Origin of the sequence: Quadrisphaera sp. GCM10027208 (assembly GCF_042658805.1) — a bacterium.
In the GTDB taxonomy this organism is placed as follows: domain Bacteria; phylum Actinomycetota; class Actinomycetes; order Actinomycetales; family SCSIO-59966; genus SCSIO-59966.
Genome location: NZ_JBHSRC010000001.1, coordinates 106,691 through 129,652, shown reverse-complemented (window position 1 = coordinate 129,652; position 22,962 = coordinate 106,691). Strand labels below are relative to the sequence as shown.

The 22,962-nt window shown below is 76.3% G+C and carries 22 protein-coding genes; 17 read left to right on the top strand and 5 right to left on the bottom strand.

Features of this window, described 5'->3' with window-relative positions:
• Window positions 1–3: 3 nt before the first annotated feature.
• The 7 genes from ACFP6A_RS00630 to ACFP6A_RS00600 are packed head-to-tail and all read left to right on the top strand — an operon-like array spanning window position 4 to window position 7,140.
• Window positions 4–402: a holo-ACP synthase gene (locus ACFP6A_RS00630; RefSeq protein ID WP_379600782.1), complete on the top strand. Its 399-nt coding sequence runs from the start codon at window positions 4–6 to the stop codon at window positions 400–402.
• On the top strand, window positions 399–1,853 hold the full coding sequence (locus tag ACFP6A_RS00625) for an NAD(P)H-hydrate epimerase (RefSeq protein ID WP_379600781.1): 1,455 nt from the start codon (window positions 399–401) through the stop codon (window positions 1,851–1,853). The genes ACFP6A_RS00630 and ACFP6A_RS00625 overlap by 4 nt, the downstream gene beginning before the upstream one ends.
• A gap of 25 nt (window positions 1,854–1,878) precedes the next feature.
• Complete coding sequence (gene alr, locus ACFP6A_RS00620; protein ID WP_379600779.1) at window positions 1,879–3,072, top strand: alanine racemase; 1,194 nt, start codon at window positions 1,879–1,881, stop codon at window positions 3,070–3,072.
• Window positions 3,069–4,166, top strand: a complete 1,098-nt coding sequence (locus ACFP6A_RS00615) for an alpha/beta fold hydrolase (RefSeq protein ID WP_379600777.1) — start codon at window positions 3,069–3,071, stop codon at window positions 4,164–4,166. The genes alr and ACFP6A_RS00615 overlap by 4 nt, the downstream gene beginning before the upstream one ends.
• Before the next feature lie 32 nt (window positions 4,167–4,198).
• Window positions 4,199–4,708, top strand: coding sequence for a tRNA (adenosine(37)-N6)-threonylcarbamoyltransferase complex ATPase subunit type 1 TsaE (gene tsaE / locus ACFP6A_RS00610; protein ID WP_379601425.1), 510 nt, complete (start codon window positions 4,199–4,201; stop codon window positions 4,706–4,708).
• A gap of 9 nt (window positions 4,709–4,717) precedes the next feature.
• Window positions 4,718–5,410 carry a tRNA (adenosine(37)-N6)-threonylcarbamoyltransferase complex dimerization subunit type 1 TsaB gene (gene tsaB, locus ACFP6A_RS00605; RefSeq protein ID WP_379600775.1) on the top strand — a complete coding sequence of 231 codons (693 nt, stop codon included), beginning with the start codon at window positions 4,718–4,720 and terminating at the stop codon, window positions 5,408–5,410.
• Window positions 5,411–5,469: 59 nt separating this feature from the next.
• Complete coding sequence (locus ACFP6A_RS00600) at window positions 5,470–7,140, top strand: DUF222 domain-containing protein (RefSeq protein WP_379600773.1); 1,671 nt, start codon at window positions 5,470–5,472, stop codon at window positions 7,138–7,140.
• A 659-nt stretch (window positions 7,141–7,799) separates the two neighbouring features.
• Here the strand turns inward: ACFP6A_RS00600 and ACFP6A_RS00595 are convergent.
• Complete coding sequence (locus tag ACFP6A_RS00595; RefSeq protein WP_379600771.1) at window positions 7,800–8,642, bottom strand: MaoC family dehydratase; 843 nt, start codon at window positions 8,640–8,642, stop codon at window positions 7,800–7,802.
• Between the two features lie 10 nt (window positions 8,643–8,652).
• Window positions 8,653–9,996, bottom strand: coding sequence for a 3-oxoacyl-ACP reductase (locus tag ACFP6A_RS00590; protein ID WP_379600769.1), 1,344 nt, complete (start codon window positions 9,994–9,996; stop codon window positions 8,653–8,655).
• A gap of 106 nt (window positions 9,997–10,102) precedes the next feature.
• On the opposite strand from ACFP6A_RS00590, the gene ACFP6A_RS00585 reads away from it, so the two are divergent.
• The gene (locus ACFP6A_RS00585) at window positions 10,103–11,386 is read left to right on the top strand and encodes an acetyl-CoA C-acetyltransferase (protein ID WP_379600767.1); all 1,284 of its coding nucleotides are present in this window, start codon (window positions 10,103–10,105) and stop codon (window positions 11,384–11,386) included.
• A 342-nt stretch (window positions 11,387–11,728) separates the two neighbouring features.
• Here the strand turns inward: ACFP6A_RS00585 and ACFP6A_RS00580 are convergent, their stop codons facing one another.
• Entirely contained in the window at window positions 11,729–12,424 is a 696-nt protein-coding gene (locus tag ACFP6A_RS00580; RefSeq protein WP_379600765.1) for a TetR/AcrR family transcriptional regulator, read from the bottom strand.
• A 66-nt stretch (window positions 12,425–12,490) separates the two neighbouring features.
• Here ACFP6A_RS00580 and rimI point away from each other — a divergent pair, with 66 nt between their 5' ends.
• The 3 genes from rimI to ACFP6A_RS00565 are packed head-to-tail and all read left to right on the top strand — an operon-like array spanning window position 12,491 to window position 15,650.
• On the top strand, window positions 12,491–12,946 hold the full coding sequence (rimI, locus tag ACFP6A_RS00575) for a ribosomal protein S18-alanine N-acetyltransferase (RefSeq protein WP_379600763.1): 456 nt from the start codon (window positions 12,491–12,493) through the stop codon (window positions 12,944–12,946).
• Window positions 12,943–13,989 carry a tRNA (adenosine(37)-N6)-threonylcarbamoyltransferase complex transferase subunit TsaD gene (gene tsaD / locus ACFP6A_RS00570; RefSeq protein ID WP_379600761.1) on the top strand — a complete coding sequence of 349 codons (1,047 nt, stop codon included), beginning with the start codon at window positions 12,943–12,945 and terminating at the stop codon, window positions 13,987–13,989. Before rimI ends, tsaD begins: the two co-directional genes overlap by 4 nt.
• Complete coding sequence (locus ACFP6A_RS00565; protein WP_379600760.1) at window positions 13,986–15,650, top strand: glycoside hydrolase family 3 N-terminal domain-containing protein; 1,665 nt, start codon at window positions 13,986–13,988, stop codon at window positions 15,648–15,650. Before tsaD ends, ACFP6A_RS00565 begins: the two co-directional genes overlap by 4 nt.
• Window positions 15,651–15,660: 10 nt before the next feature.
• On the opposite strand, the gene ACFP6A_RS00560 is transcribed toward ACFP6A_RS00565, so the two are convergent.
• The gene (locus ACFP6A_RS00560; protein WP_379600759.1) at window positions 15,661–16,839 is read right to left on the bottom strand and encodes an SAM-dependent methyltransferase; all 1,179 of its coding nucleotides are present in this window, start codon (window positions 16,837–16,839) and stop codon (window positions 15,661–15,663) included.
• Between the two features lie 284 nt (window positions 16,840–17,123).
• Between ACFP6A_RS00560 and groES the strand changes: the two genes are divergently transcribed.
• Both groES and groL read left to right on the top strand, forming a co-directional pair.
• Complete coding sequence (gene groES, locus ACFP6A_RS00555) at window positions 17,124–17,420, top strand: co-chaperone GroES (RefSeq protein WP_379600758.1); 297 nt, start codon at window positions 17,124–17,126, stop codon at window positions 17,418–17,420.
• A gap of 90 nt (window positions 17,421–17,510) precedes the next feature.
• Window positions 17,511–19,130 (top strand): chaperonin GroEL, encoded by a 1,620-nt coding sequence (gene groL, locus ACFP6A_RS00550; protein WP_379600756.1) that lies wholly within the window; start codon window positions 17,511–17,513, stop codon window positions 19,128–19,130.
• A 152-nt stretch (window positions 19,131–19,282) separates the two neighbouring features.
• On the opposite strand, the gene ACFP6A_RS00545 is transcribed toward groL, so the two are convergent.
• The gene (locus tag ACFP6A_RS00545; protein ID WP_379600754.1) at window positions 19,283–19,612 is read right to left on the bottom strand and encodes a WhiB family transcriptional regulator; all 330 of its coding nucleotides are present in this window, start codon (window positions 19,610–19,612) and stop codon (window positions 19,283–19,285) included.
• 191 nt (window positions 19,613–19,803) lie between these two features.
• Here ACFP6A_RS00545 and ACFP6A_RS00540 point away from each other — a divergent pair, with 191 nt between their 5' ends.
• From ACFP6A_RS00540 to ACFP6A_RS00525, 4 genes are all read left to right on the top strand, one after another.
• The gene (locus ACFP6A_RS00540; protein WP_379600753.1) at window positions 19,804–20,802 is read left to right on the top strand and encodes a MerR family transcriptional regulator; all 999 of its coding nucleotides are present in this window, start codon (window positions 19,804–19,806) and stop codon (window positions 20,800–20,802) included.
• A gap of 90 nt (window positions 20,803–20,892) precedes the next feature.
• Entirely contained in the window at window positions 20,893–21,498 is a 606-nt protein-coding gene (locus tag ACFP6A_RS00535) for a response regulator (RefSeq protein WP_379600751.1), read from the top strand.
• 28 nt (window positions 21,499–21,526) lie between these two features.
• A complete protein-coding gene (gene shbA / locus ACFP6A_RS00530) occupies window positions 21,527–22,135 on the top strand; it encodes an RNA polymerase sigma factor ShbA (protein ID WP_379600749.1) in 609 nt (202 codons plus the stop codon).
• The gene (locus ACFP6A_RS00525) at window positions 22,132–22,953 is read left to right on the top strand and encodes a hypothetical protein (RefSeq protein WP_379600747.1); all 822 of its coding nucleotides are present in this window, start codon (window positions 22,132–22,134) and stop codon (window positions 22,951–22,953) included. The genes shbA and ACFP6A_RS00525 overlap by 4 nt, the downstream gene beginning before the upstream one ends.
• The last annotated feature ends 9 nt before the right edge of the window (window positions 22,954–22,962 follow it).

Genomic DNA, 22,962 nt, shown 5'->3' with positions numbered 1-22,962 from the left:
GGGGTGATCGTGGGGGTGGGGGTGGACGTCGTCGACGTCGCTCGGTTCGCCGCTCAGCTCGAGCGCACCCCCGGGCTGGCCGAGCGACTGTTCACCGCGGCCGAGCGTGACCTGCCGCCCGCCTCGCTCGCCGCCCGCTTCGCCGCCAAGGAGGCCGTCGCCAAGGCCCTGGGCGCCCCGGTCGGGCTCGCCTGGCACGACTGCACCGTCCACCGCGCGGACGACGGACGGCCCCACCTGGAGGTCACCGGCACCGTCGCGGCCCGCGCCGCCGACCTCGGCGTCGAGACCTTCCACGTGTCGCTGAGCCACGACGCCGGCATCGCCTCGGCGATGGTCGTCGCCGAGGGCTCCCGGGTGCCGGGGGCTTCCGGCGCCGGCCGGCCGGGGGGCGCGTCGTGATCCGCGCCTGGTCGGTGGACGCCGTCCGCCGCGCCGAGGCGGCGGCGCTCGCGCTCGCCCCCGAGGGCGCCCTCATGCAGCGCGCCGCCGCGGCCCTGGCCACCCGCACCGCGGCCCTGCTGCGCGACCGCACCGGTGGGGTCGCCGGCCGCCGCGTCGTGCTTCTCGTCGGGGCCGGCAACAACGGCGGCGACGCCCTGTGGGCCGGCGCCCGGCTCGCCCGGCGCGGTGCCCGCGTGGACGCCGTCCCCGCCGCCGGGCGGGTGCACGCCGAGAGGCTCGCCGCGCTGCGCGCCGCCGGCGGGCGGACCGTGGCTCTCGACGAGGCCACGGCCGTGCTCGCCCGCGCGGACGTCGTCCTCGACGGGCTCGTCGGTCTCGGCGCCACGGCCGGCCTGCGCCCGTCCGCCGACGCGCTCGTCGCCGCCGTCCCGCCGACCGCGGCCGTCGTCGCCGTCGACCTGCCGAGCGGGGTGGACCCCGGCACCGGTCACGTCCCGTCGGCGCACGTGCACGCCGACCTCACCGTCACCTTCGGCGCCGCCAAGCCGTGCCTGCTGCTGCCGCCCGCCGCCGCGGCCGCCGGCCGGGTCGAGGTCGTCGACATCGGTCTGGACCCCGCGGTGCTCGGCCCCGCCGACGTCGAGCGGCTGGAGGCCGACGACGTCGCCGGGCGCTGGCCGGTGCCCGGCCCGCAGGACGACAAGTACTCCCGCGGCGTCCTCGGCGTCGTCGCCGGCGGCGCCCGGTACACCGGCGCCGCGGTGCTGTGCACCGGGGCGGCCGTCCGGGCCGGCGCCGGGATGGTGCGCTACGTCGGCCCCGCGGAGCCGACCGACCTGGTGCGCGCCCGCTGGCCGGAGGTGGTCCCCGGCGGCGGCCGGGTCCAGGCCTGGGTGCTCGGGCCCGGCGTCGACCCCGACGACCCCGTCCAGCGGCCGGCGGTGCAGGCGGCGCTCGGCAGCGACCTGCCGTGCCTCGTCGACGCCGGCGCCCTGGACCTGCTGCCACCCGGCGGCCGCCGGGCGCCGACCCTGCTCACCCCGCACGCCGGGGAGCTGGCCCGGCTGCTCTCCCGGCTCGAGGACGGCGGGTGCACCCGGGCCGACGTGCTCGCCGCCCCCGTGGACGCCGCCCGCCGGGCCGCTCGGCGGACCGGCGCCACCGTGCTGCTCAAGGGGTCGGTGACCCTCGTCGTCCCGCCCGAGGGGCCCGTCCGCTCCCAGCCGGCCGGCCCGGCGTGGCTGGCGACCGCCGGGGCCGGGGACGTGCTCGCCGGGCTGGCGGGCGTCCTGCTGGCCGCCGGGCTCGACCCGGTGGACGCCGGGTCGCTCGCCGTGGTCGTGCACGCGGCCGCGGCGCACGCCGCCTCCGGCGGGGGACCGCTGGCCGCCGGGCAGGTCCTCGACGCGGTCCCGGCCGCGGTGGCGCGCCTGCTGCGCGCGGGCTGACCCCGGCTGGGAGACTGGCAGCGTCATGTCCGAACCAGTCGTGTCCGAACCGGTCGTGTCCGAACCGGTCGTGTCCGGCGCCGGCCACGCCGGCGAGGTCGTCGTCGACCTGGCGGCCGTACGGGGCAACGTCGCCGCGCTGCGCGAGCACGCCGCCGGCGCCCAGGTGATGGCCGTCGTCAAGGCGGACGCCTACGGGCACGGGCTCGTCCCCGCGGCCCGCGCGGCCCTGGCCGGCGGGGCCACCTGGCTCGGCGTCGCGCAGGTCGGTGAGGCCCTCGCGCTGCGCGCCGCCGGAGTCGGTGGCCGGGTGCTGTGCTGGCTGTACACCCCGGACGCCGACCTCGCCCCGCTGGTGGCCGCCGACGTCGACGTGTCGGTGTCCGCGCCGTGGGCGCTGGACCGGGTCGTGGCCGCGGCCGCCGCCGTGGGGAGCGTCGCACGGGTGCACCTCAAGGTCGACACCGGGCTCGGTCGCAACGGGTGCCCGCCGGCGCAGTGGCCGGACCTCGTCGACGCGACGCTTCGCGCCGAGCGGGACGGCGCCGTCCGGCTGGTCGGGGTGTGGAGCCACCTGGCCTTCGCCGACGCCCCGCACCACCCCACGGTGCGCCGCCAGGCCGAGGTCTTCGAGGACGCCGTCGCCGTCGCCACCGGCCGGGGCGCCGACCTGGAGGTCCGGCACCTGGCGAACTCCGCCGCGGTCCTGACCAGCCCCCAGGTGCACTACGACCTCGTCCGCCCCGGCCTGGCCGTGTACGGGCTGTCGCCGGTCCCGGACCTCGGCGGGCCGGCCGACTACGGCCTGGTGCCGGCGATGACGGTGCGCACCACCCTCGCCCTGGTCAAGGACGTCCCGGCCGGCCACGGCGTCTCCTACGGCCACGAGTACACGACGCCGCAGGCGACCCGGCTCGGCCTGGTCCCGCTCGGGTACGCCGACGGCGTCCCCCGGCACGCCTCCAACCGCGGCCCGCTGCTCGTCGGTGGCGCCCGCACCCGGGTGGCCGGCCGGGTGTGCATGGACCAGGTGGTCGTCGACCTGGGACCTGACAGCCCAGCGGTCGCCGGCGACCCCGTCGTCCTGCTCGGTCCGGGTAGCGCCGGGGAGCCCACCGCGCAGGACTGGGCGGACGCCGCCGGCACCATCAGCTACGAGATCGTCACCCGGATGAGCGCCCGGCTGCCGCGGCGCTGGGTGGGGCAGGAGGTCACGTGAGCCGTCGCACCGGGCTGCTGTCCCTCGGGGTCGGCCTGGCCGCCGCCGGTGTCGGCGCCGTTCTCGGTACCGCCGCGGAGCGGCTGGCCGTGGGCCGCCCGCTGCTCCCCGCCGGCGACGACGCGGGCTCCGGCGACGTCACCGAGCGGGAGGCGCTGGGCGCCCTGCACGCGCCGCCGCGGCCGGTCACCGCCGACGACGGCACGGTGCTGCACGCCGAGGTCGACGAGCCCGCCGAGCCGGACCCGGACGGGCTCACCGTCGTGTTCAGCCACGGGTACTCCCTCAGCCTGGACTCCTGGCACTACCAGCGGCAGGCCATGCGCGGGCGCTACCGGATGGTGTTCTGGGACCAGCGCGGCCACGGTCGCTCCCAGCGCGGACCGAAGGGGTCCGCCACCGTCGACCAGGTCGGCCGCGACCTCGCCCGGGTCGTCGCCGAGACCGCCCCGGACGGCCCTCTCGTCCTCGTCGGCCACTCGATGGGCGGGATGACGGTGATGTCCTACGCCGCCCACTACGGCGAGGAGTTCGCCCGCCGGGTCGCCGGCGCCGCGCTCGTGTCGACCAGTTCGGGCGGCATGTCCACCGTCGACTTCGGCCTGGACCGCCTCGGTCTGGCCCTGCACCGGGTCGGCCCCCCGGCGCTGTCGCTGCTGGCCCGCCGTCCGGGCCTGGTGGAGCGCGGACGCCGGATCGGCTCGGACCTCGAGGAGGTGCTCGTCCGCCGGTTCAGCTACGCCTCGGACGTCGACGAGGAGCTGGTCCGGTTCACTGCCGACATGATCGCCTCCACCCGGATCGAGGTGGTCAGCGACTTCTTCCCGGAGTTCAGCGCGCACGACAAGCGGGAGGCGCTGGCGGCGCTCGACGGGATCGAGACGCTCGTCCTCGTCGGCGACTCCGACCTGCTCACCCCGGCCGCCCACAGCGAGGACATCGTCCGGCTCGTCCCGCACGCCGAGCACGTCGTCGTCCGGGACGGCGGCCACCTCGTCATGCTCGAGCACCCCGACGTCGTCACCCCGCACCTCGTCGCCCTGGTCGAGCGGGCCCGGCGGGCCGGGGTGCACCCGGGGCGGGAGACGGCGTGAGCGACACGGTCGTCGTCCCGACGGCGGAGGCCATGCGCGAGTACGGCCGGCGGCTCGCCCGGCTGCTGCGCGCCGGTGACCTCGTCGTCCTCACCGGGGACCTCGGGGCCGGCAAGACCACCCTGACCCAGGGGATCGGGGAGGGCCTCGGCGTCCGTGGACCGGTCACCTCGCCGACGTTCGTGATCGCGCGGGTGCACCCGTCCACGGTCGGCGGGCCGCCGCTCGTGCACGTCGACGCCTACCGGCTGGGTGACATCGCCGAGGTCGACGACCTCGACCTCGACGCGTCGGTCGCCGAGTCGGTGACCGTCGTGGAGTGGGGGGCCGGGCTCGTCGAGGGTCTGGCCACCGACCGCCTGGAGGTGCGGCTCGAGCGGCCTCGCGGGGACGACCCGGACGCCGGGGACGACCCGGACGCCGAGGGGGACGCCGCCGCGCGCACCGTCCGGGTCACCGGCGTCGGGGACCGGTGGGCCGGCGTCCGGCTGCCCGTTGTCCAGCTGCCCGGCGTCCGGCTGCCCGGCGCAGACCTGGACTAACCTCGCCGCGTGCTCCTGCTGGGGATCGACACCTCCGCCGCCGTCGGCGCCGCCGTGCACGACGGTCGGTCCGTGCTCGCCGCCGCCTGCGAGCACGACCCCCGCCGGCACGCCGAGCTGCTCGCCCCGATGGTGACCGACGTGCTGGCGCGGGCCGGGGTCGACCGGTCGCAGCTGACCGGTGTCGCGGTCGGTGTCGGGCCCGGCCCGTTCACCGGGCTGCGGGTGGGTCTCGTCACCGCGCGCACTCTCGGGCTCGTGCTCGACGTGCCGGTGCACGGCGTCTGCAGCCTGGACGCGCTCGCGGAGGAGGCGCTCGCCGCGGACCCCGACGGCCTCGCCGACGGGTTCGTCGTCGCCACCGACGCGCGGCGCCGGGAGGTGTACTGGGCCCGGTACGCCGTCGGCGACGGCGTCGCCCGCCGGGTGGCCGGACCGCACGTCGGCCCGGCGCGGGAGGTCGACCGCGACCCCGGCGACGGCGGCCCACCCGTGCCGGTCGTCGGCCGCGGCGCCGCGCTCTACCCCGACGTCCTGCCCGGTCCGGCGGGGGCGCCGGCCGATCCGGGGCCCGGCGCGGTCGCCGCGATCGCCGTCCGGGTGCTCGCCGGTGGCCCCGGCGAGCTGCTGGGGCCCGAGCCGCTGTACCTGCGTCGTCCGGACGCCGTCGAGCCCGGAGCCCGCAAGCCCGTGCTGCAGTAGGACTGCGCTGCAGCGGTTCTCGACCGGGGACTGTCGGTGGTCGCCGTTAGCGTGACGGCATGGACAGGCAGCAGCTGACGGTCGCGGACGGCGAGGGCACGCCGCCCGCCGCCCGGCTGCGTCAGCTGGTCGCCGACGCGCTCGCCCACGAGACCGGGCCCGAGCTGCTGGCCGGGGTCCTGGCCGTGTCGGCGCGCGACGACCTGTCCGCCCGGGAGCTCGTCGAGCTCACCTGCGCGTGGGACCGGCTGTCGTCCTACGTCACCGCCGGCCGGTACGCCGCGGTCGCGGACCTGGACCGCGCGCTGCCCACGCCTGCCCGGCGCGGGAAGGGGCGCGTGCCAGCCGGGCGGCGCGCCGCCGACGAGCTGGCACCGGCGCTCGGGATGGCGCCCGCGACGGCCTCGCGGCTGGTCAACGATGCCCGTCGGCTCGACGGGGAGATGCCGGCTGCCTTCGACGCACTCGCCGAGGGCCGGGTCACCCCACCGCAGGTCCGGGTGCTGCTGGAGGTGACCGCGGGGCAGCCGCACGCGGTGGTGCGGGCGGTGGAGCAGGCCGCGGTGACGCAGGCGGCGGGGCGGACCACCGGCCAGCTGCGGGAGGTGCTGACCGCCACGGCGGTGGCCGCCGACCCGGGGTTCGCCGAGCGCGCCGCGGCCAGCGGCAGGGCCAAGCGGGACGTCGTCCTGCGGCCGTCGCCGTTGCCCGGCTGCACCCGGATGGTGGCCGACCTGCCCACGCTCGACGCATACGCCGCCTGGCACGCGGTCAACGGTGTCGCGCTCGCTGCGCGCGCCCGCGGCGTCCGGGGCGACGGCACCGCGGAGGACCGCAGCCTGGGGCAGCTGCGCGCCGACGCCCTGGTCGGGCTGCTCACCGGCCTCGTCGACCCGGCCGACGCCGCCCTGGTGCCCACTCCGGACCGGCTGGCGACGCTGGCCGAGGTGCAGGTCGTGGTCGACCTGGACACGCTGCGCGGCGCCGACCGGGCCGCGTACCTGCCCGGCGCCGGGCCGGTCGACGCCCAGCACGTCCGGTGGGTCGCCGGCCGCGCGCGGTGGCGGCGGCTTGTCGTCGACCCGGTCACCGGCACGCTGCGTTCCGTCGGCACCCGGGTGCATCCGCCCGGCCCCGGCGGCGACGAGGACGGCGACGGTTGGGGGAGCGGAGGGCCGCGGCCCCGTGGGCCAGACCCCGGTGGCGGGGGACGCGGAGGGCCCGGTGGACGACGCGGGGACTGCGGCGGAGGACGCCGCGGACGTGGCGCCGGCCGGCACGGACGTGGTGGTGGACGCGGAGGCGGCGGTGGAGCCGGTGATGGTCCTCGTGACGGTGGGCGCACGACCGCGGCCAGGCTGACCCGGCTGCTCGCCGACCCGCTGGAGGCACCTCCCGCGCCGTCGCCGGGCTACCGCCCCGGGGCTGCCCTGGCCCGGCACGTGCGGACCCGTGACGCCGTCTGCATCGGCCCGGCGTGCCACCACGCGGCCCACGGGACCCAGCTCGACCACACCGTCGACCACGCCGCGGGCGGACCCACGGCGGATGCCAACCTCGGTTCACCCTGCCAGCGGTGGCACAACGCGAAGACGCACGGCGGGTGGCTCCTCCAGCAGCCCGCCCCGGGCGTGTTCGCGTGGACCAGTCCGACCGGCCGGCACTACCTGCGCCGCGCCCGCCCCGTGCTCGGCCCGCTGGCCGGCCCGGACCGGCCACGTGTGTGGTAGGCACGACCGTCATCACACAGCTACGCCTCGGCAGGGAGGAGCCCTCTCGTGCACGAGATGCCCGGTCCGGTCGTCGGCTCGTCCGGGACCGACAGGCTGGCCGCAAGGTGGCCCAACGTCGTGGAAGCCGCCTTCCTCGGCGCACCGGCCCGGATCCTGTGGGACGGCCGGGTCCAGCGTGCAGTTCGACGCGTCCGCACCCCTGACGGGGGAGTGACAGAGGACGTCGTAGCACGCTCGTGGATCTGTGTCGCCGAGTTCCCCGGCACCACACCGGCAAAGCTGCCGGTAGGAGAGAGGGCGGCCCCGAGTCCTCGTCTGACCGTCACGCTGGACGACGGAGATCCTCCGTCCGCCGACGGGGATGGTGGGCCAACGTCGCAGCGGCGCGATCAGCGGCGTCTCGTGGTCGTTGGTGGCGAGGAGCGGATCGTCTGGGAGGGCTCGGCAGAGGTCGCTCACGGGGCAGGCGAGTGGCGGACCCTGCCCACGACGTTGTCCGTGTCGGCCCTCGGAGCGGGGCGCTCCCTCTCGATTGTCGTCTGGGCCCGCGGAGTCCCGGTGCCGTCCACGCTCACACTGCGGCTGACCGCGATCGACCCATACCTCGAGGGGCGTCGCGAGTGGCTCAGCAGGTGGCGAGAACAAGGGTGAGTGGGTCAGGCGGTGGTGAACCGGCCGAGCACGTGGGTGCGGCCCGACGGCGAGCGCATCACCGCGTCGGTGGTCTCCCCGGTCCGCACGCCGATCTCGACGGTGCCGGGCAGCAGCACCGGCGCCCGGAACACGGCGGTGTACCGGACGGCGTCCGGCAGCCGGTTGGCCACCAGCGCGGCCAGCGCGGCCGCCGTCCACATCCCGTGGGCGATCGCCCGGGGGAAGCCGAGCAGCCGCGCTGACAGCGGGTGCAGGTGGATCGGGTTGACGTCGCCGGAGACCGCGGCGTAGCGGCGGCCGAGGTCGCCGCCGAGCCGGCGGACCGCCGTGGTCGCCAGCTGCTCGTCGACGTCCAGCCGCGGCCCGGCCGCGCCGGGGTCGCCGCCGCCGCGGCGCAGGTAGGTGCTCGTCGACGTCCACGCCGGTTCGCCGTCCAGGGCCACCTCGGTGAGCAGGTCGACGGTGCGGCCCCTGGGGTGCGGGTGCGGCCCGGTGGCGCGCACCGTGACGTCGAGCGGGGCGCCCACCGGCAGCGGCCGGCGCTGCTCGATGACGTTGGCGACGTGCACGAGTCCGACCGCGGGGAACGGGAAGTCCCCGGCGGCCATCAGCTGCATCTGCAGCGGGAAGCCGAGCAGGTGCGGGTAGGTCAGCGGCAGGTCGCCGGTCAGGACGTCGTCGACCAGCCGCGCGTAGGCCGCGACGTGGTCGGCCTCGGGGCGCAGGCCGGTGAGCCGCAGGGCGCGGTCCGGCACCGCGCCACCGCCACCACCACGCCGAGGCAGGACGGCGCGGGCGTACAGCGGCAGCAGCGACGGCGGGGAACCCACCTCGACGACGTCCACCCGCCCCGCCTCAGGCGCCGATCAGGGCCTGGCCGCAGACCCGGACGACGTTGCCGGTCACCCCGGTGGACGCCGGCCACAGCAGCCAGCCGATCGTCTCGGCGACGTCGACCGGCAGCCCGCCCTGGTTCAGCGAGGACAGTCGTCGCCCGGCCTGCCGGATGCCCACCGGGACCGCGGCCGTCATCTGCGTCTCGATGAACCCTGGGGCGACCGCGTTGACGGTGATCCCCCGGCCGGCCAGGTCCGCGGAGAGCCGGTCGACGAGGCCCGCGACACCGGCCTTGGAGGTCGCGTAGTTCGTCTGCCCCGTGTTGCCGGCCAGCCCGGCCACCGAGGACACCCCGACGACCCGGGAACCGTGGCCCAGGACGCCGTCGGCGACGAGCTCGGTGGTGATCCGCAGCGGGGCCGCGAGGTTGACCGCGAGCACCTGGCGCCAGCGGTCGGCGGACATGTTCCGCAGCCGCTTGTCCCGGGTGATCCCGGCGTTGTGGACGATGCCGTGCAGCCCGTCGTGGTGCTCGGCGGCGTGCCGGGCGATGCGCGCCGCGGCGTCCGGGGCGGTGACGTCCAGCGCCAGGTAGCTGCCGCCGGTCCGTCGGGCCACGTCGGCCAGCCCGGAGGCGGCGGCGGGGACGTCGACCGCGACCACGGTCCCGCCGTCCCGGGCGACCGTCGTCGCGATCGCCTCGCCGATGCCCCGGGAGGCGCCGGTGACGACGACGACCCGCCCGGCCAGAGGAGCGTCCCAGTCCGGCACATCCACCGGCCCGTCGACGTCCGTGCCGATCTCGACGACCTGACCGGAGACGAACGCCGAGCGGGACGACAGCAGGAAGCGCAGGGTCGAGCCGATCCGGTCCTGGGCACCGGGGGCGACCCGGACCAGCTGGGACGTCGCACCCTGGCCGCCGACCTCCTTGCCGACGGAACGGGTGAACCCCTCCAGGGCACGCTGGACGACGGCGGCCTCGGCGTCCGCGGCGTCCTGCGGGCGACCGGCCAGGACGAGGACCCGGCCACCGTCCGCCAGCCGGCGCACGGTGGGGGAGAAGAACGCGTGCAGCCGCTCGAGGTCCTCGACGGTGGCGAGGTCGTCGGCGTCCAGGACGAGCGCGCCGTAGCGGGTCTGGCCGTCGTCGGTCCTGCGGACGTCGACCCCGGTGCCGGACAGCGCCGCGGCGGCGGCCTCGGCCAGGCGCCCGCCGTCGGCGGGGCCGAGCAGCACCGGTCCGACGGTGAGCGGCTGGCCCGGGGCGTACCGGCGCAGCACGGGCGGGGTGGGCAGGCCCAGGCGGGGGAGCACGAGACGGCCGGCCGGGGACGCGGCGAGTGCGGCGTAGCGGTCCACGGTGTTACCGTAACTTTCTGTGTAACTGGTTGTCGACCTGATCGTGTCGGCGACCGGTGAGACCGTGCACTCAGGAGCACCCAGGAGCAGCCAGGAGGAACCGGCAGTGCCCGAGAACGCCGTCCGCCGTGTCGCCGTCGTCGGCGGGAACCGCATCCCGTTCGCGCGCTCGAACACCGCGTACACCCACGCCTCGAACCAGGACATGCTGACCGCGGCCATCGACGGCCTCGTCGAGCGCTTCGGCCTCGAGGGCGAGGTCCTCGGCGAGGTGGCTGCCGGTGCGGTCCTCAAGCACAGCCGGGACTTCAACCTCGTCCGCGAGTCCGTGCTCGGCAGCCGGCTCGACCCACGCACCCCCGCTTACGACGTCCAGCAGGCCTGCGGCACCGGGCTGGAGGCGACGATCCTCGTCGCCAACAAGATCGCGCTCGGGCAGGTCGACGTCGGGATCGCCGGCGGCGTCGACAGCACCTCTGACGCCCCGCTGGCGCTCAGCCCCCGGCTGCGCAGGGCGCTGCTCGCTGCCAGCCGGGCCAAGAGCCTGCCGCAGCGGCTGGCCGCGCTGACGTCCGTGCGGCCGGGGCACCTCGTCCCGGACGCCCCGGCGAACCGCGAGCCGCGGACCGGGATGTCGATGGGTGAGCACACCGCGCTGACCGCGGTCGAGTGGCAGGTGTCCCGGGAGGCCCAGGACGAGCTCGCCGTCCAGAGCCACCACCGGGCGGCCGCGGCCTACGAGCGCGGGTTCTTCGACGATCTCGTCACCCCCTACCTCGGCCTGGAGCGGGACAACAACCTGCGCCCGGACACCAGCCTCGAGCGCCTCGCCCGGCTCAAGCCGGTGTTCGGCCGCGGCGAGACGGCGACGATGACGGCGGGAAACTCGACTCCGTTGACCGACGGCGCGTCCGTCGTCCTGCTCGCCAGCGAGGAGTGGGCCGCGGCGCGGGACCTGCCGGTGCTGGCCTACCTCACCTGGGCGCAGACCGCGGCGGTCGACTACGTGCACGGCGACGAGGGTCTGCTGATGGCCCCGGCGTACGCGGTGCCGGCGATGCTCGACCGCGCCGGGCTCACCTTGCAGGACTTCGACTTCTACGAGATCCACGAGGCGTTCGCCGCGCAGGTGCTCGCGACGCTCAAGGCGTGGGAGGACCCGATCTTCTGCGCCAAGCGTCTCGGCCGCGACGAACCCCTCGGGTCGATCGACCGCGACCGGCTCAACGTCAACGGCGGCTCGCTGGCCGTCGGTCACCCCTTCGCCGCCACCGGCGGGCGCATCGTGGCCCAGCTGGCCAAGCAGCTGGCGGAGAAGGGGTCGGGGCGGGGACTCATCTCGGTGTGCGCCGCCGGCGGGCAGGGAGTCGTCGCGATCCTCGAGCGCTGACCACCCGCCCTCCTCGGTGATCATGCAATCCCGCCACCCCGGCTGCCCTCGCGGTGATCATGCAATCCCGCCACCCGCCGGCCACCGCCCTGCTCACAGAATGCTGGGTTGGTGGCGCGACACGCCGGCAAAGCAGCGCCCAGCACAGCATTCTGTGGTCGAGGGCGCCTGACCCGACGTGGACGCTTCTGTTTCTCCGAGCTTCCTGGCAAGGCCTGGAGTCTTCACGGCCGCCTGGCTGTCGCAACGTGAACCAGAACTCCAGGGAGCAGGGCAGGCGGCCCAGGGTGGCGGGATTGCATGATCACCGAGAGGGCGGTCAGGGGTGGCGGGATTGCATGATCACCGACGAGGGGTGAGGGGGCTGCCGAGGGCGACGGCGACGAGGGTGTCGACGACGAGGTGGCGCACCGTCGCCTCATCCACGGGCACGGTCTGCGGGCCGCCGTCCGCAGACCGCACGTAGAACCCGGTTCGTGCCAGGTGCAGCGCCCCGAGGGCCTGCATCCACAGCGTCGTGGCCAGCAGGTCGGCGTCCGAGGTCGCAAGGTCAGACGCCGACAGGTCACCGGCCGCGGCCCCGGACCGCAGGACGGCGGCGATCCGCCCGGTGGTGGCGCCCATGAGCCGGCCCAGCTGCACCAGCGCCCCGCCCCCGATCTCGGCGAGCAGCTCCTCTCCCGGCTGACGCATCAGCGCGATCGCGCAGTCCAGGAACGCCGGGTGCTGCAGTCCGTAGTCGGCCAGCACCCCGAAAGCCGCGGTCAGCCGGTCGCGCGTCGTCGCCGCCGGGTCGTCGGCCTGCGCGAGCAGGACGTCGAGCTCCTCGAGGTAGCCGGCGAGGGTGAGCGCGAACAGCTCCTCCTTGCTGCCGAAGTGCCGGTAGATGATCGCCCGGTTCACGCCGACGGCCCGGGCGATGTCGTCCATGTTGGCGTCCCGCAGCCCGCGCTCGTCGAACAGCTCCCGGGTGGCCCGGACGATCTCGGCGCGCCGGGCCCGTCGCCGCGCGGCGACGGTCGAGGAGCGGGCGGTCATGAACCGATGCTAACCACCGGTGTGACAACCAGTGTCACTGCGAGTTACGTGCGGCACGATGGACCCGTGATCCGAGCCATGCGCTGGTGGGACGTCGAGCCCGTCGTCGCCCTCGAGCGCGACCTGTTCGGGCCGACCGCCTGGCCGGCGGAGACGTTCTGGTCCGAGCTGGCCGCCCCGGACCGGTGGTACGTCGTCGCCGAGGACGCCGACGGCACCCTGGCCGGCTACGCCGGGCTGATGGCACCGGGAGCCGAGGCCGACGTCCAGACCATCGCCGTCGCCCCCGCCGCCCAGGGCCGCGGGGTCGGCGGACGGCTGCTCGACGCCCTGGTGCAGGAGGCGGCCCGCCGCGGTGCGACGAGCCTCCTCCTGGAGGTCCGGGCCGACAACGAGCCGGCGATCGCCCTGTACACCCGCCGCGGGTTCGAGCGGATCGCGGTGCGCCGCGCCTACTACCAGCCCGGCGGCATCGACGCCCACGTGATGCGGCTGCGGCCGCTGCCTACCCTGGTCCGGTGAACGACGAGCCGCTGGTCCTGGGGATCGAGACCTCCTGCGACGAGACCGGTGTCGGCCTGGTGCGCGGCGGGACGCTTCTCGTCGACGCCGTCGCCAGCTCCGTGGACGAGCACGCCCGCTTCGGCGGCGTCGTCCCCGAGGTCGCCAGCCGCGCCCACCTCGAGGCGATGGTCCCCACCATCGAACGGGCCTGCCGGGAGGCCGGCGTCCGGCTGCAGGACGTCGACGCCGTCGCGGTGACGAGCGGTCCCGGGCTGGCCGGCGCACTGCTCGTCGGCGTGGCGGCCGCGAAGGCGCTGTCGGTGGGGCTCGGCGTCCCGCTGTTCGGTGTCAACCACCTCGCCGCGCACGTCGCGGTGGACACCCTCGAGCACGGACCCCTGCCCGAGCCGACGATGGCGCTGCTCGTCTCCGGCGGGCACTCCTCGCTGCTGCTCGTACCCGACGTCACCGCCGACGTCCGACCCCTCGGCCAGACCATCGACGACGCCGCCGGCGAGGCGTTCGACAAGGTGGCCCGCCTGCTCGGCCTGCCGTTTCCGGGGGGACCGCACGTGGACCGCCAGGCCCGCGAGGGGGACCCGGGCGCGATCGCGTTCCCCCGCGGGCTGTCCGCCCCGCACGACCTGGAGCGGCACCGGTACGACTTCTCGTTCTCCGGGCTCAAGACCGCGGTCGCCCGCTGGGTGGAGCGCCGTCAGGCGGACGGCGAGCCGGTGCCGGTCGCGGACGTCGCCGCGTCCTTCCAGGAGGCCGTCGTCGACGTGCTGACGCGCAAGGCGGTCGCCGCCTGCCGCGAGAACGGCGTGGACCACCTGCTCATCGGCGGCGGGGTGGCCGCCAACTCCCGGTTGCGGGCCGTGGCCCAGGAGCGGTGCGACGCCGCGGGTATCACGCTGCGGGTGCCGCGCCCTGGCCTGTGCACCGACAACGGGGCGATGGTCGCCGCGCTCGGCGCGCAGCTCCTCGCCCGCGGCCGGACGCCGTCCGCTCTCGACCTGCCGGCGGACTCGTCGATGCCGGTGGAGCTGGTCCGGGCGTGATCCGGCGCCCCGTGGCGGTCGGTGGGGTAGCCGTGCTCACCGCGCTGGCGCTGGCGCTGGCCGCCTGCTCCGCGGACGCCGGCGGGCTGGGCCCCGCCACGACGTCGGGGACGCCGACGGCGGACCCGCCGTCGTCCGGGGCGTCCGCGTCGTCCGGGCCGTCACCGTCCACCGAGCCGGCGCCCACCGGCTGGGGGCCCACCGAGGCCGACCTGACCGCCGCACGGACCGCCGTCGCGCAGCTGTCCGTCGAGGAGCTCGCCGGTCAGGTGGTGGTGGCGAGCTACCGCGGCACCGACCCCCAGGACGCGGCCGACCTCGTCGTCCGGCACTCCCTGGCCGGGGTGATCCTGATGGCGGACAACGTCGTCGACGGCGAGCAGGTGGCGGCCACGGCGGCTGCGGTCCAGGACGCCGTCACCGCCGGTGGGCGGGACTGGCCGGGCGTCGTCGCCGTCGACCAGGAGGGCGGGCGGGTCGAACGGATCGGCGAGCCGGTCACGCCCCTGCCCACGTTCATGACCCACGGCGCTGCGGCGTCCTCGCCGGTGACCACCGCGGTGACCCGGGCGGCGGGCCGGGAGCTGCGCCACCTCGGCGTCACCGTCGTCCTCGCCCCCGTCGCCGACGTCACCACCGGGCCCGACGACCCGACGATCGGCAGCCGCGCCGCCTCGGACGACCCGGCCCTGGTCGCCGACGTCGTGACCGCCGCCGTGGCCGGCTACCTGGAAGCGGGCGTCGTCCCGGTCGCCAAGCACTACCCCGGTCACGGCAGCGTGCCGGCCGACAGCCACGTCACCCTGCCGGCGCAGACCATGTCCGCCGACGAGCTCGCCGCCCGCGACCTGGTGCCGTTCGCCGCTGCCGCGCAGGCCGGGGTGCCGGCGGTGATGATGAGCCACCTCGACGTCCGGGCCTGGGACCCCGGGGTGCCGGCCTCGCTGTCCGCGGCCGCCTACACCGCCCTGCGGGAGCGCACCGGCTTCGCCGGCGTCGCCGTCACCGACGCCCTCGACATGGCGGCGGTGACCGCCGAGACCGGTCCCGGCCAGGCCGCCGTCCGGGCCCTGGCCGCCGGGGCCGACCTGCTGCTCATGCCGGCCGACCCGGCGGCGGCCGTCGACGCGGTGGCTGCCGCGGTGCGCAGCGGCGAGCTGCCGCGCGAACGGGTGGAGGAGGCGGCCGCCCGGGTCGTCGCCCTGCTCACCTGGCAGGGGCGGCAGGCGCCGCCGGATCCGGAGTCCCTCGAGCTCACCGCACCGGTCGTGCACGCCCTGTCCCTGGTCGGGACGACCGTCGTCGACGGACCGTGCTCCGGCCCGCTCGTCGGGGACGCGGTGCAGGTGGTCGGCGGGACGGCGCAGGACCGGGCCCGGTTCACCGCCGCCGCGCAGGCCGGCGGGCTGCAGGTCGGCTCCGGGGACGTCGTCCGGCTGCTCGGCGGGCCCACCTCGAGCGGGTCGGGGGACGTCGTGGTCGCCCTCGACGCGCCGTACGGCCTGGCCGGCTCGTCGGCGGCGACGGCCCGGCTGGCGCTGTACGGGCGGACCCCGGCCGCGTTCGCGGCGCTCGTCGACGTCCTGCGCGGACAGGGAAGGGCGGGAGGCCGACTGCCGGTGGAGGTCGCTGGCCTGCCGCGCAGCGCCTGCCGACCCTGAGGGACGTGGCTCACTGGACCGGCCGGCACAGCAGCACCGACTGCCGCCCGGCGACCCGGGTGAGCACCACCGTGGCGGCGCCCGGGCCGGTGAGCCGCAGCTGACGGCGCAGCTGCTCGACGTCGACCGCGCTGCCCCGCTTGAGAATCTCCACCCGGCCGACCCCGCGGTCCCGCAACCGGGTGCGCAGGGTCTTGAGCCCGAACGGCAGCACCTCCTCGACGACGAACGCCCGCCCCAGCGGCGTGGCCACCAGCCGGTCGGAGGTGACGTAGGCGATCGTCGGGTCGAGGAGCCGGCCCTCGACGTCCGCGGCGAGCTGCCCGACCAGGCCGGCCCGCACCACCGCGCCGTCCGGGTCGTAGAGGTAGCCGCCGACCGGCCCAGCCGGGGGCCGGCCCAGACCCGTGTCGTCGACGAGCGTCGCGGACCCGTCGCGCAGCAGCAGCGCACTGCGGGTCACGCCCGGGCGGGCGAGCGGTCCGAACCAGACCCCGGCCTCCACGACGTCCCCGTCGACGGACACCCACTGCGTCTCGGCGTCCGGGGGGAGCAGGTCGTGCCGGACGCCGGGGGCGACCTTCACCCCCGTCGCCGGCACCCGGGCGGCCGTCGCCAGCACGACGTCCCAGGAGGGCTCGGCCTGCCAGGGGTCGAGCACCCGCCGTCCGGACGCCGTCCGCCGCGCGGGGTCCAGAAAGACCCCCCGGACGTCGCGCAGGTCCGTCGTCGTCGCGTCCTCGTGCCGGACCTCCGCGTGGGGCCAGTGCCGCAGGTTCACGGTGGCGACCGCCGCGGTCAGCTCGTCGCGCTCGACGGCGAGCACCCCGACGTCCAGGGCGGCCAGCGCCATGGCGTCCCCGCCGATGCCGCAGCCGAGGTCGGCGACCCGGTCGACGCCGGCCGCGACGTACCGCTGCGCGTGCCGGGCGGCCACCTCGAGCCGGGTCGCCTGCTCCAGGCCCTCGGGGGTGAAGAGCATGCCGTCGGCGAACGGTCCGAACTTCGCGTGGGCCCGGGCCCGCAGGCGGGACTGGGTGAGCGCGGCGGCGACGAGCGTGCGGTCGACGCCCTCGGCGTGGAGCCGCTCGGCCAGGTGCAGCGCGGCCTCCTGGCGGTACGGGGGCAGCGCCTCGAGCAGCTCCCACCCCTGGGGAGTGAGCAGCGCGGAGAGCCCGGCCAGGTCCACCCCCCGATCCTCGCACCCCCGCTGTGACCCGATCTCTGGAGGCTTTCCGGGGTCTCGGACCTCGTCGAGACCCCGGAAGGCCTCCAGAGATCGAAGGGGGCCGGTGGTCTGGCACTCGGTTTGCGCGAGTGCTAACCGGAGTCCTAGAGTCCGGTTGGCACTCTCGGTACGAGGGTGCCAGCCGCTGCGGCGGCGCCGCCCGGCACCCGCGACGACGGACGGCATCCCGTGGCACCCGTCAGACGAGACACCACCCGCGAGAACAAGCGAAGGGGAGGTCCGCAGTGTCGGTCTCCATCAAGCCGCTCGAGGACCGCATCGTCGTCAAGACGCTCGACGCCGAGCAGACGACGGCCTCCGGCCTGGTCATCCCGGACACCGCCAAGGAGAAGCCCCAGGAGGGCGAGGTCCTGGCCGTCGGTCCGGGCCGTGTCGACGACAACGGCAACCGTGTTCCGGTCGACGTCAAGGTCGGCGACAAGGTCATCTACAGCAAGTACGGCGGCACCGAGGTCAAGTTCGGCGGCGAGGAGCTTCTCATCCTCTCGGCGCGCGACGTCCTCGCCGTCGTGGACAAGTAAGACCCGCCGCACCGACGACGACGAGCGCCCCGGTGGGCCGGCACCCGCCGGACGCCGGGGCGACCTCGTGAGAGGGACGAGAGACACAACATGGCCAAGATGCTGGAGTTCGACGACGAGGCACGCCGCGCGCTGGAGCGCGGCGTCGACGCGCTCGCGAACGCCGTCAAGGTGACGCTCGGCCCACGCGGCCGCAACGTCGTCATCGACAAGAAGTGGGGCGCCCCCACCATCACCAACGACGGCGTCACCATCGCCCGAGAGGTGGAGCTGGACGACCCGTACGAGAACCTCGGGGCCCAGCTCGCCAAGGAGGTGGCGACCAAGACCAACGACGTCGCCGGAGACGGCACGACGACCGCCACCGTGCTCGCCCAGGCGATGGTCCACGAAGGCCTGCGCAACGTGGCCGCGGGCGCCGCGCCGTCGGCGCTGAAGCGCGGTATCGACGCCGCCGTCCAGGCGATCTCGACGCGCCTGCTGGAGAACGCCCGGGACGTCGACGGCAAGGGTGACATCGCCCACGTCGCGACGATCTCGGCGCAGGACGCCACCATCGGCGAGCTCATCGCTGAGGCGTTCGACAAGGTCGGCAAGGACGGTGTGATCACCGTCGAGGAGTCCTCCGGGATGTCGATGGAGCTCGACTTCACCGAGGGCATGCAGTTCGACAAGGGCTACATCTCCCCGTACTTCGTCACCGACGCCGAGCGGATGGAGGCCGTCCTCGAGGACGCCTACGTCCTCATCCACCAGGGCAAGATCTCCTCGGTGCAGGAGCTGCTGCCGCTGCTGGAGAAGGTGCACCAGGCCGGCAAGCCGCTGTTCGTCGTCGCCGAGGACGTCGAGGGCGAGGCGCTCTCCACGCTCGTCGTCAACAAGGTCCGCGGCACCTTCACCGCCGTGGCCGTCAAGGCCCCCGGCTTCGGTGACCGGCGCAAGGCGATGCTCCAGGACATGGCCGTGCTCACCGGCGGCCAGGTCGTCAGCGCCGAGGTGGGGCTCAAGCTCGACCAGGTCGGCCTGGAGGTGCTCGGCACGGCCCGCAGGGTCGTCGTCACCAAGGACGACACGACGATCGTCGACGGCGGCGGCTCCGCCGAGGACGTCGACGCCCGGGTCGCGCAGATCAAGCGCGAGATCGAGGTGACCGACTCCGACTGGGACCGCGAGAAGCTGCAGGAGCGGCTGGCCAAGCTCGCCGGCGGCGTCTGCGTGATCAAGGTCGGGGCCGCCACCGAGGTGGAGCTCAAGGAGAAGAAGCACCGGATCGAGGACGCCGTCTCGGCGACCCGGGCCGCGATCGAGGAGGGCATCGTCGCCGGCGGCGGCTCCGCCCTCGTGCACGCCGCCGCTGCCCTGGACGACCTGGACCTGTCCGGCGACGAGGCGACCGGCGCCACCGCCGTGCGCCGCGCGGTGGTCGAGCCGCTGCGCTGGATCGCCGAGAACGCCGGGATGCAGGGCTACGTCGTGGTGGAGAAGGTCCGCGAGCTCGGTGTGGGCCACGGGCTGGACGCCGCCACCGGCCAGTACGGCGACCTCGTCGCCGCCGGGGTCATCGACCCGGTCAAGGTGACGCGCTCCGCGCTGGTCAACGCCGCGTCGATCGCCTCGATGGTGCTGACGACGGACACCCTCGTCGTCGAGAAGCCCGAGGAGGAGGAGCCCGAGGCCGCCGCCGGCCACGGGCACGGCCACGGCCACTGAGCCGACCGGCAACACGGCCACCAGCGGCCACCAGCACGTCAGGAGCCCGGTCCCCGCGGGGACCGGGCTCCTGACGCGTTGTGGCTGATCTGCGTTGTGGCTGATCTGCGTGCGGGGGGCTGCTGCTGACGACTGGGGGGTCGGGCGTCAGGTCAGCTGGCGACGGGCAACGGGGTTCCGGCCCGGACCTGGGTGCTCTGAGCGGCCCGCTGCTCGGCGTAGATCCGCTCGCGGTCGTCCTCGGTCAGCCCGCCCCACACGCCGTAGGGCTCGCGCACCGTCAGCGCGTGGTCACGGCACTGCTGCAGCACCGGGCAGGTGGCGCAGATCGCCTTGGCCGCCTCGTCCCGCTGGCGCCGGGCCGGGCCCCGCTCACCCTCCGGGTGGAAGAAGAGGTTGGTGTCGTGCTCCCGGCACGCACCCTCCAGCTGCCACTCCCAGATGTCTGCGATCGGTCCGGGGAGCCGCGAGATCTCCGCCATGGCCATCTCCTCTGTCTGTCGGTGTTCCTGCGGGTGCGCCGTCCGGCGCCGACGAAGAGGGACGCTAGCAATCGTTGCAGAGGTTGTTCAAGTACTTCGCGCCAAGACTTGGTCAACATCTCGGCAGAGTCCAGCGTGCTCCGTGCGCGTGCCGACTGGCAACCCCCTGGCCCAGTCCGCAGAATCAGGTCATGCCCTCGAACCGGCCGCAGGCCGCCGAGGCACCGTCGGCCCCCACTCTGACCGTCGCTGCCGTCGCCCGCCGTCTCGGCGTCGCCCCGGCCACCCTGCGGACGTGGGCCCGGCGCTACGGGCTCGGCCCGTCCGCGCACACCGCCGGCGCCCACCGTCGGTACACCCCCGCCGACCTCACCCGGCTCATGGTCATGCGCCGGCTCACCCTCGAGGGCGTGGCGCCCGGTGAGGCCGCGCGGATCGCGGTCGACACCCCGGTCGACGACGACACGGGCGCAGCCCTGGCCACCGTGACCGCCCTGCCTGCCGGCGAGCCCGCCGAGGTCCAGGCGCCGGCCGACTTCGGCCGCGCCGGCGGCGGCCACGTCGTGGCACTCCCGGACGCCGGTCCCGCCGCCCGGGGCCTGGCCCGCGCCGCCCTCGCCCTGGACTCCCGCGAGTGCGTGCGGATCCTGCGCGCGGCCGTCGAGGTCCAGGGGGTCGAGCCGGTCTGGGACCGCCTCGTCGCACCGGTGCTCGTCGCCCTCGGCCGTCGCTGGCAGGAGACCGGCAGCGGGGTGGAGTCCGAGCACCTGCTGTCCGAGGCCGTGCTCGCCGTGCTGCACGCCCACACCCTCGCCCAGCCGGTCCGCGGCGGGGCCACGGTGCTGCTGGCCGCTGCCGAGGAGGAGCAGCACGTGCTGCCGGTCCACGCCGTCGCCGCCGCGCTGGCCGAGCGTGGCACCCCCTCCCGGGTCCTCGGCGGCCGGGTGCCGCGGGACGCGCTGGCCGCCGCCGTCCGGCGCAGCGGTCCGGCCGTCGTCCTCGTCCACGCCTCGCTCGCGGTCGCTGACGCCGACCAGCTCGCGTCCCTGCCGCGGATGCGTCCGGCGCCGCGGCTGGTCCTCGCCGGGCCGGGCTGGCAGGACGTCGAGCTGCCGGCCGGGCTGGACGCCGTCCGGGTCACCTCCCTCGGCCAGGCCGTCCAGGAGATCCAGCAGTCCGTCGCCGGCTGAGGCTCACGTTCGGGTCCGGACGTGCCGACACACTGCGGGACAGGTGCGGAGCCGCAGTGGGCGGCAGGGACGGACGGGCAGGAGCACGTGGTGGCGACGGTTCTCGTGTGCGACGACTCACCGACGACACGTGAGGCGCTGCGGCGAGCGGTGGCCGAGGTGCCCGGCGTCAGCCGGGTCGTGGGGGCCTCCAGCGGTGAGGAGGTCCTCGAGCGCTGGCCGGCCGAACGGCCTGCGGTCGTCCTCATGGACGTGCGGATGCCCGGCATCGGCGGGGTCGAGGCGACCCGGCGGCTGGTGTCCCGTCACCCCGAGGCGACCGTCGTCGTCCTCACCGTCGCCGAGGACGCCGAGGGCGTCGCCCAGGCGGTCGCCGCAGGCGCCCGCGGGTACGTGGTCAAGGACGCCGACCGTGAGGAGCTCACCGCCGCCGTGCTGCAGGCCGTCGACGCCTCCCGGCCTGCGGTGCGGGGCCGCCGCCGGCTCGAGCCCGAGCAGGCACCACGGCTCACCGACCGGGAGCTGCAGGTGCTCACCGGGATGAGCCGCGGGCGCAGCAACGCCGAGATCGGACGAGACCTCTACCTGTCGGAGGACACCGTGAAGACGCACGCCCGACGGCTGTTCCGCAAGCTCGGCGCCGCGGACCGCGCCCAGGCGGTGGCCGTCGGCTTCCGCTGGGGCATGGTGCGCTGAGCCGCGTGGCACGGCATCCTCACCTGTCGTGGTAACGCTCCGCAGCGTCCCGGCGATCACACCGGTGGAGCCGCCGACGCGGCTCTCCGCGCTCGCCGCCGCCGCGACCGGCGGTGACCCGCGGGCCACCGAGGAGCTCGGCGCCGCCGTCCACCACCTCGTCCTGCGGTACGCCCGCGGGCGCCTGGGCCGTTCGGCGGGCGCGGACCAGACCGCGCAGGACGTCGCCCAGGAGGTGTGCGTGGCCGTGCTCACCGCACTGCCCGGGTACCGGCACGAGGGCCGGCCGTTCGAGGCCTTCGTCTACCGGATCGCCTCCCGGCGGGTCGCCGACGTCGGTCGCGCCGCCGCGCGGGCGCCCCTGCTCGTCGAGCACGTCCCCGACCGGGAGAGCCCGGAGCCGGGCCCGGAGGGGCTGGCTCTGCAGCGCGAGGACGCCGACCTCGCCCGCGAGCTGCTCGCCCGGCTGCCCGAGCACCAGCGCGAGCTGCTCCTGCTGCGGGTCGTCGGCGGGCTCACCGCCGAGGAGGTGGGGCACGCCCTGGGGATGACGGCCGGCGCGGTGCGCGTCGCCCAGCATCGGGCGCTGACCCGGCTGCGGGCGCTCGCCCCCGCCGAGCGGGAGGCCCACGGATGACCCCGCCCGCCCACCACGACCGGCTACGCGCCGACGACGCCCTGCTCGACAGCCTCGGCGCCCGCGCCCCGCTCGCCGCGGACGCCGACGCGGTCGCCGTCCTGCTGGCCGCCCTCGCCGCGGACGTCGACCGGCCGGCCCCCGGACCGGCGCGCGGACCCGGTCGGGGCCGCCGGCGCCGCCGGGCCGCCCTGTCCGCCGCCGTCGCGACCGTTCTGGCCGTCGGTGGCGTCGGTGCCGCGGCGGCGTCCGAGGGGGTGCTGCCGCCGTGGGCGGACCGGGCCGTCGACGCCGTCCGGGCCGCCGTCGTGGGGGTCGCCGGTGAGGTCGTCGACGGTGTCGTGGGAGAGCGTGCGGTGACCGGGCCGCAGCCCGCGGGAGCGACGCCGGCCCCCGGCGACCCGGCTGCCGGCGACCCGGCCGACCGGGACGGCGCGGACGCCGGACCCTCCGGCGGCGTCCAGGCGCCGCAGGACGGCTTGCCCCAGAAGGTCCCCCCGGACCGCGGCCCCGCGTCCTCGGAGCCGGACCCGGCGCGGCCCCCCGCCGAGCCCGCCGAGCCCGCTGAGCCCGCTGAGCGCGCGGGGTCCGCTGAGCCCGCCGAGCCCGCTCAGCCCGCTCAGCCCGCTCAGCCCGCCGTGCCGGCCCGGCCCGACCCGCCGGTGCCGCCCGCGCCTCACGCCCCGCCCGGCCCTCCCGCCACGCCCGGCGTCCGGACCGCGCCGCAGCCCCCGCCGGCTCAGGACCCTGCGCCGCCACCCCGCCGCGACGGCGGCGAGCGGCCGAGCCCGCACGGCGGCCCAGCCGCCGACGGCTAGCATCGGCGG

Coding starts and splice junctions, on each gene's coding strand:
- alr (WP_379600779.1), top strand. CDS start 1,879: ATGTCCGAACCAGTCGTGTCCGAACCGGTCGTGTCCGAACCGGTCGTG.
- tsaE (WP_379601425.1), top strand. CDS start 4,199: ATGCGCGAGTACGGCCGGCGGCTCGCCCGGCTGCTGCGCGCCGGTGAC.
- ACFP6A_RS00600 (WP_379600773.1), top strand. CDS start 5,470: ATGGACAGGCAGCAGCTGACGGTCGCGGACGGCGAGGGCACGCCGCCC.
- ACFP6A_RS00580 (WP_379600765.1), bottom strand. CDS start 12,424: ATGACCGCCCGCTCCTCGACCGTCGCCGCGCGGCGACGGGCCCGGCGC.
- groL (WP_379600756.1), top strand. CDS start 17,511: ATGGCCAAGATGCTGGAGTTCGACGACGAGGCACGCCGCGCGCTGGAG.
- ACFP6A_RS00545 (WP_379600754.1), bottom strand. CDS start 19,612: ATGGCGGAGATCTCGCGGCTCCCCGGACCGATCGCAGACATCTGGGAG.
- ACFP6A_RS00540 (WP_379600753.1), top strand. CDS start 19,804: ATGCCCTCGAACCGGCCGCAGGCCGCCGAGGCACCGTCGGCCCCCACT.
- ACFP6A_RS00525 (WP_379600747.1), top strand. CDS start 22,132: ATGACCCCGCCCGCCCACCACGACCGGCTACGCGCCGACGACGCCCTG.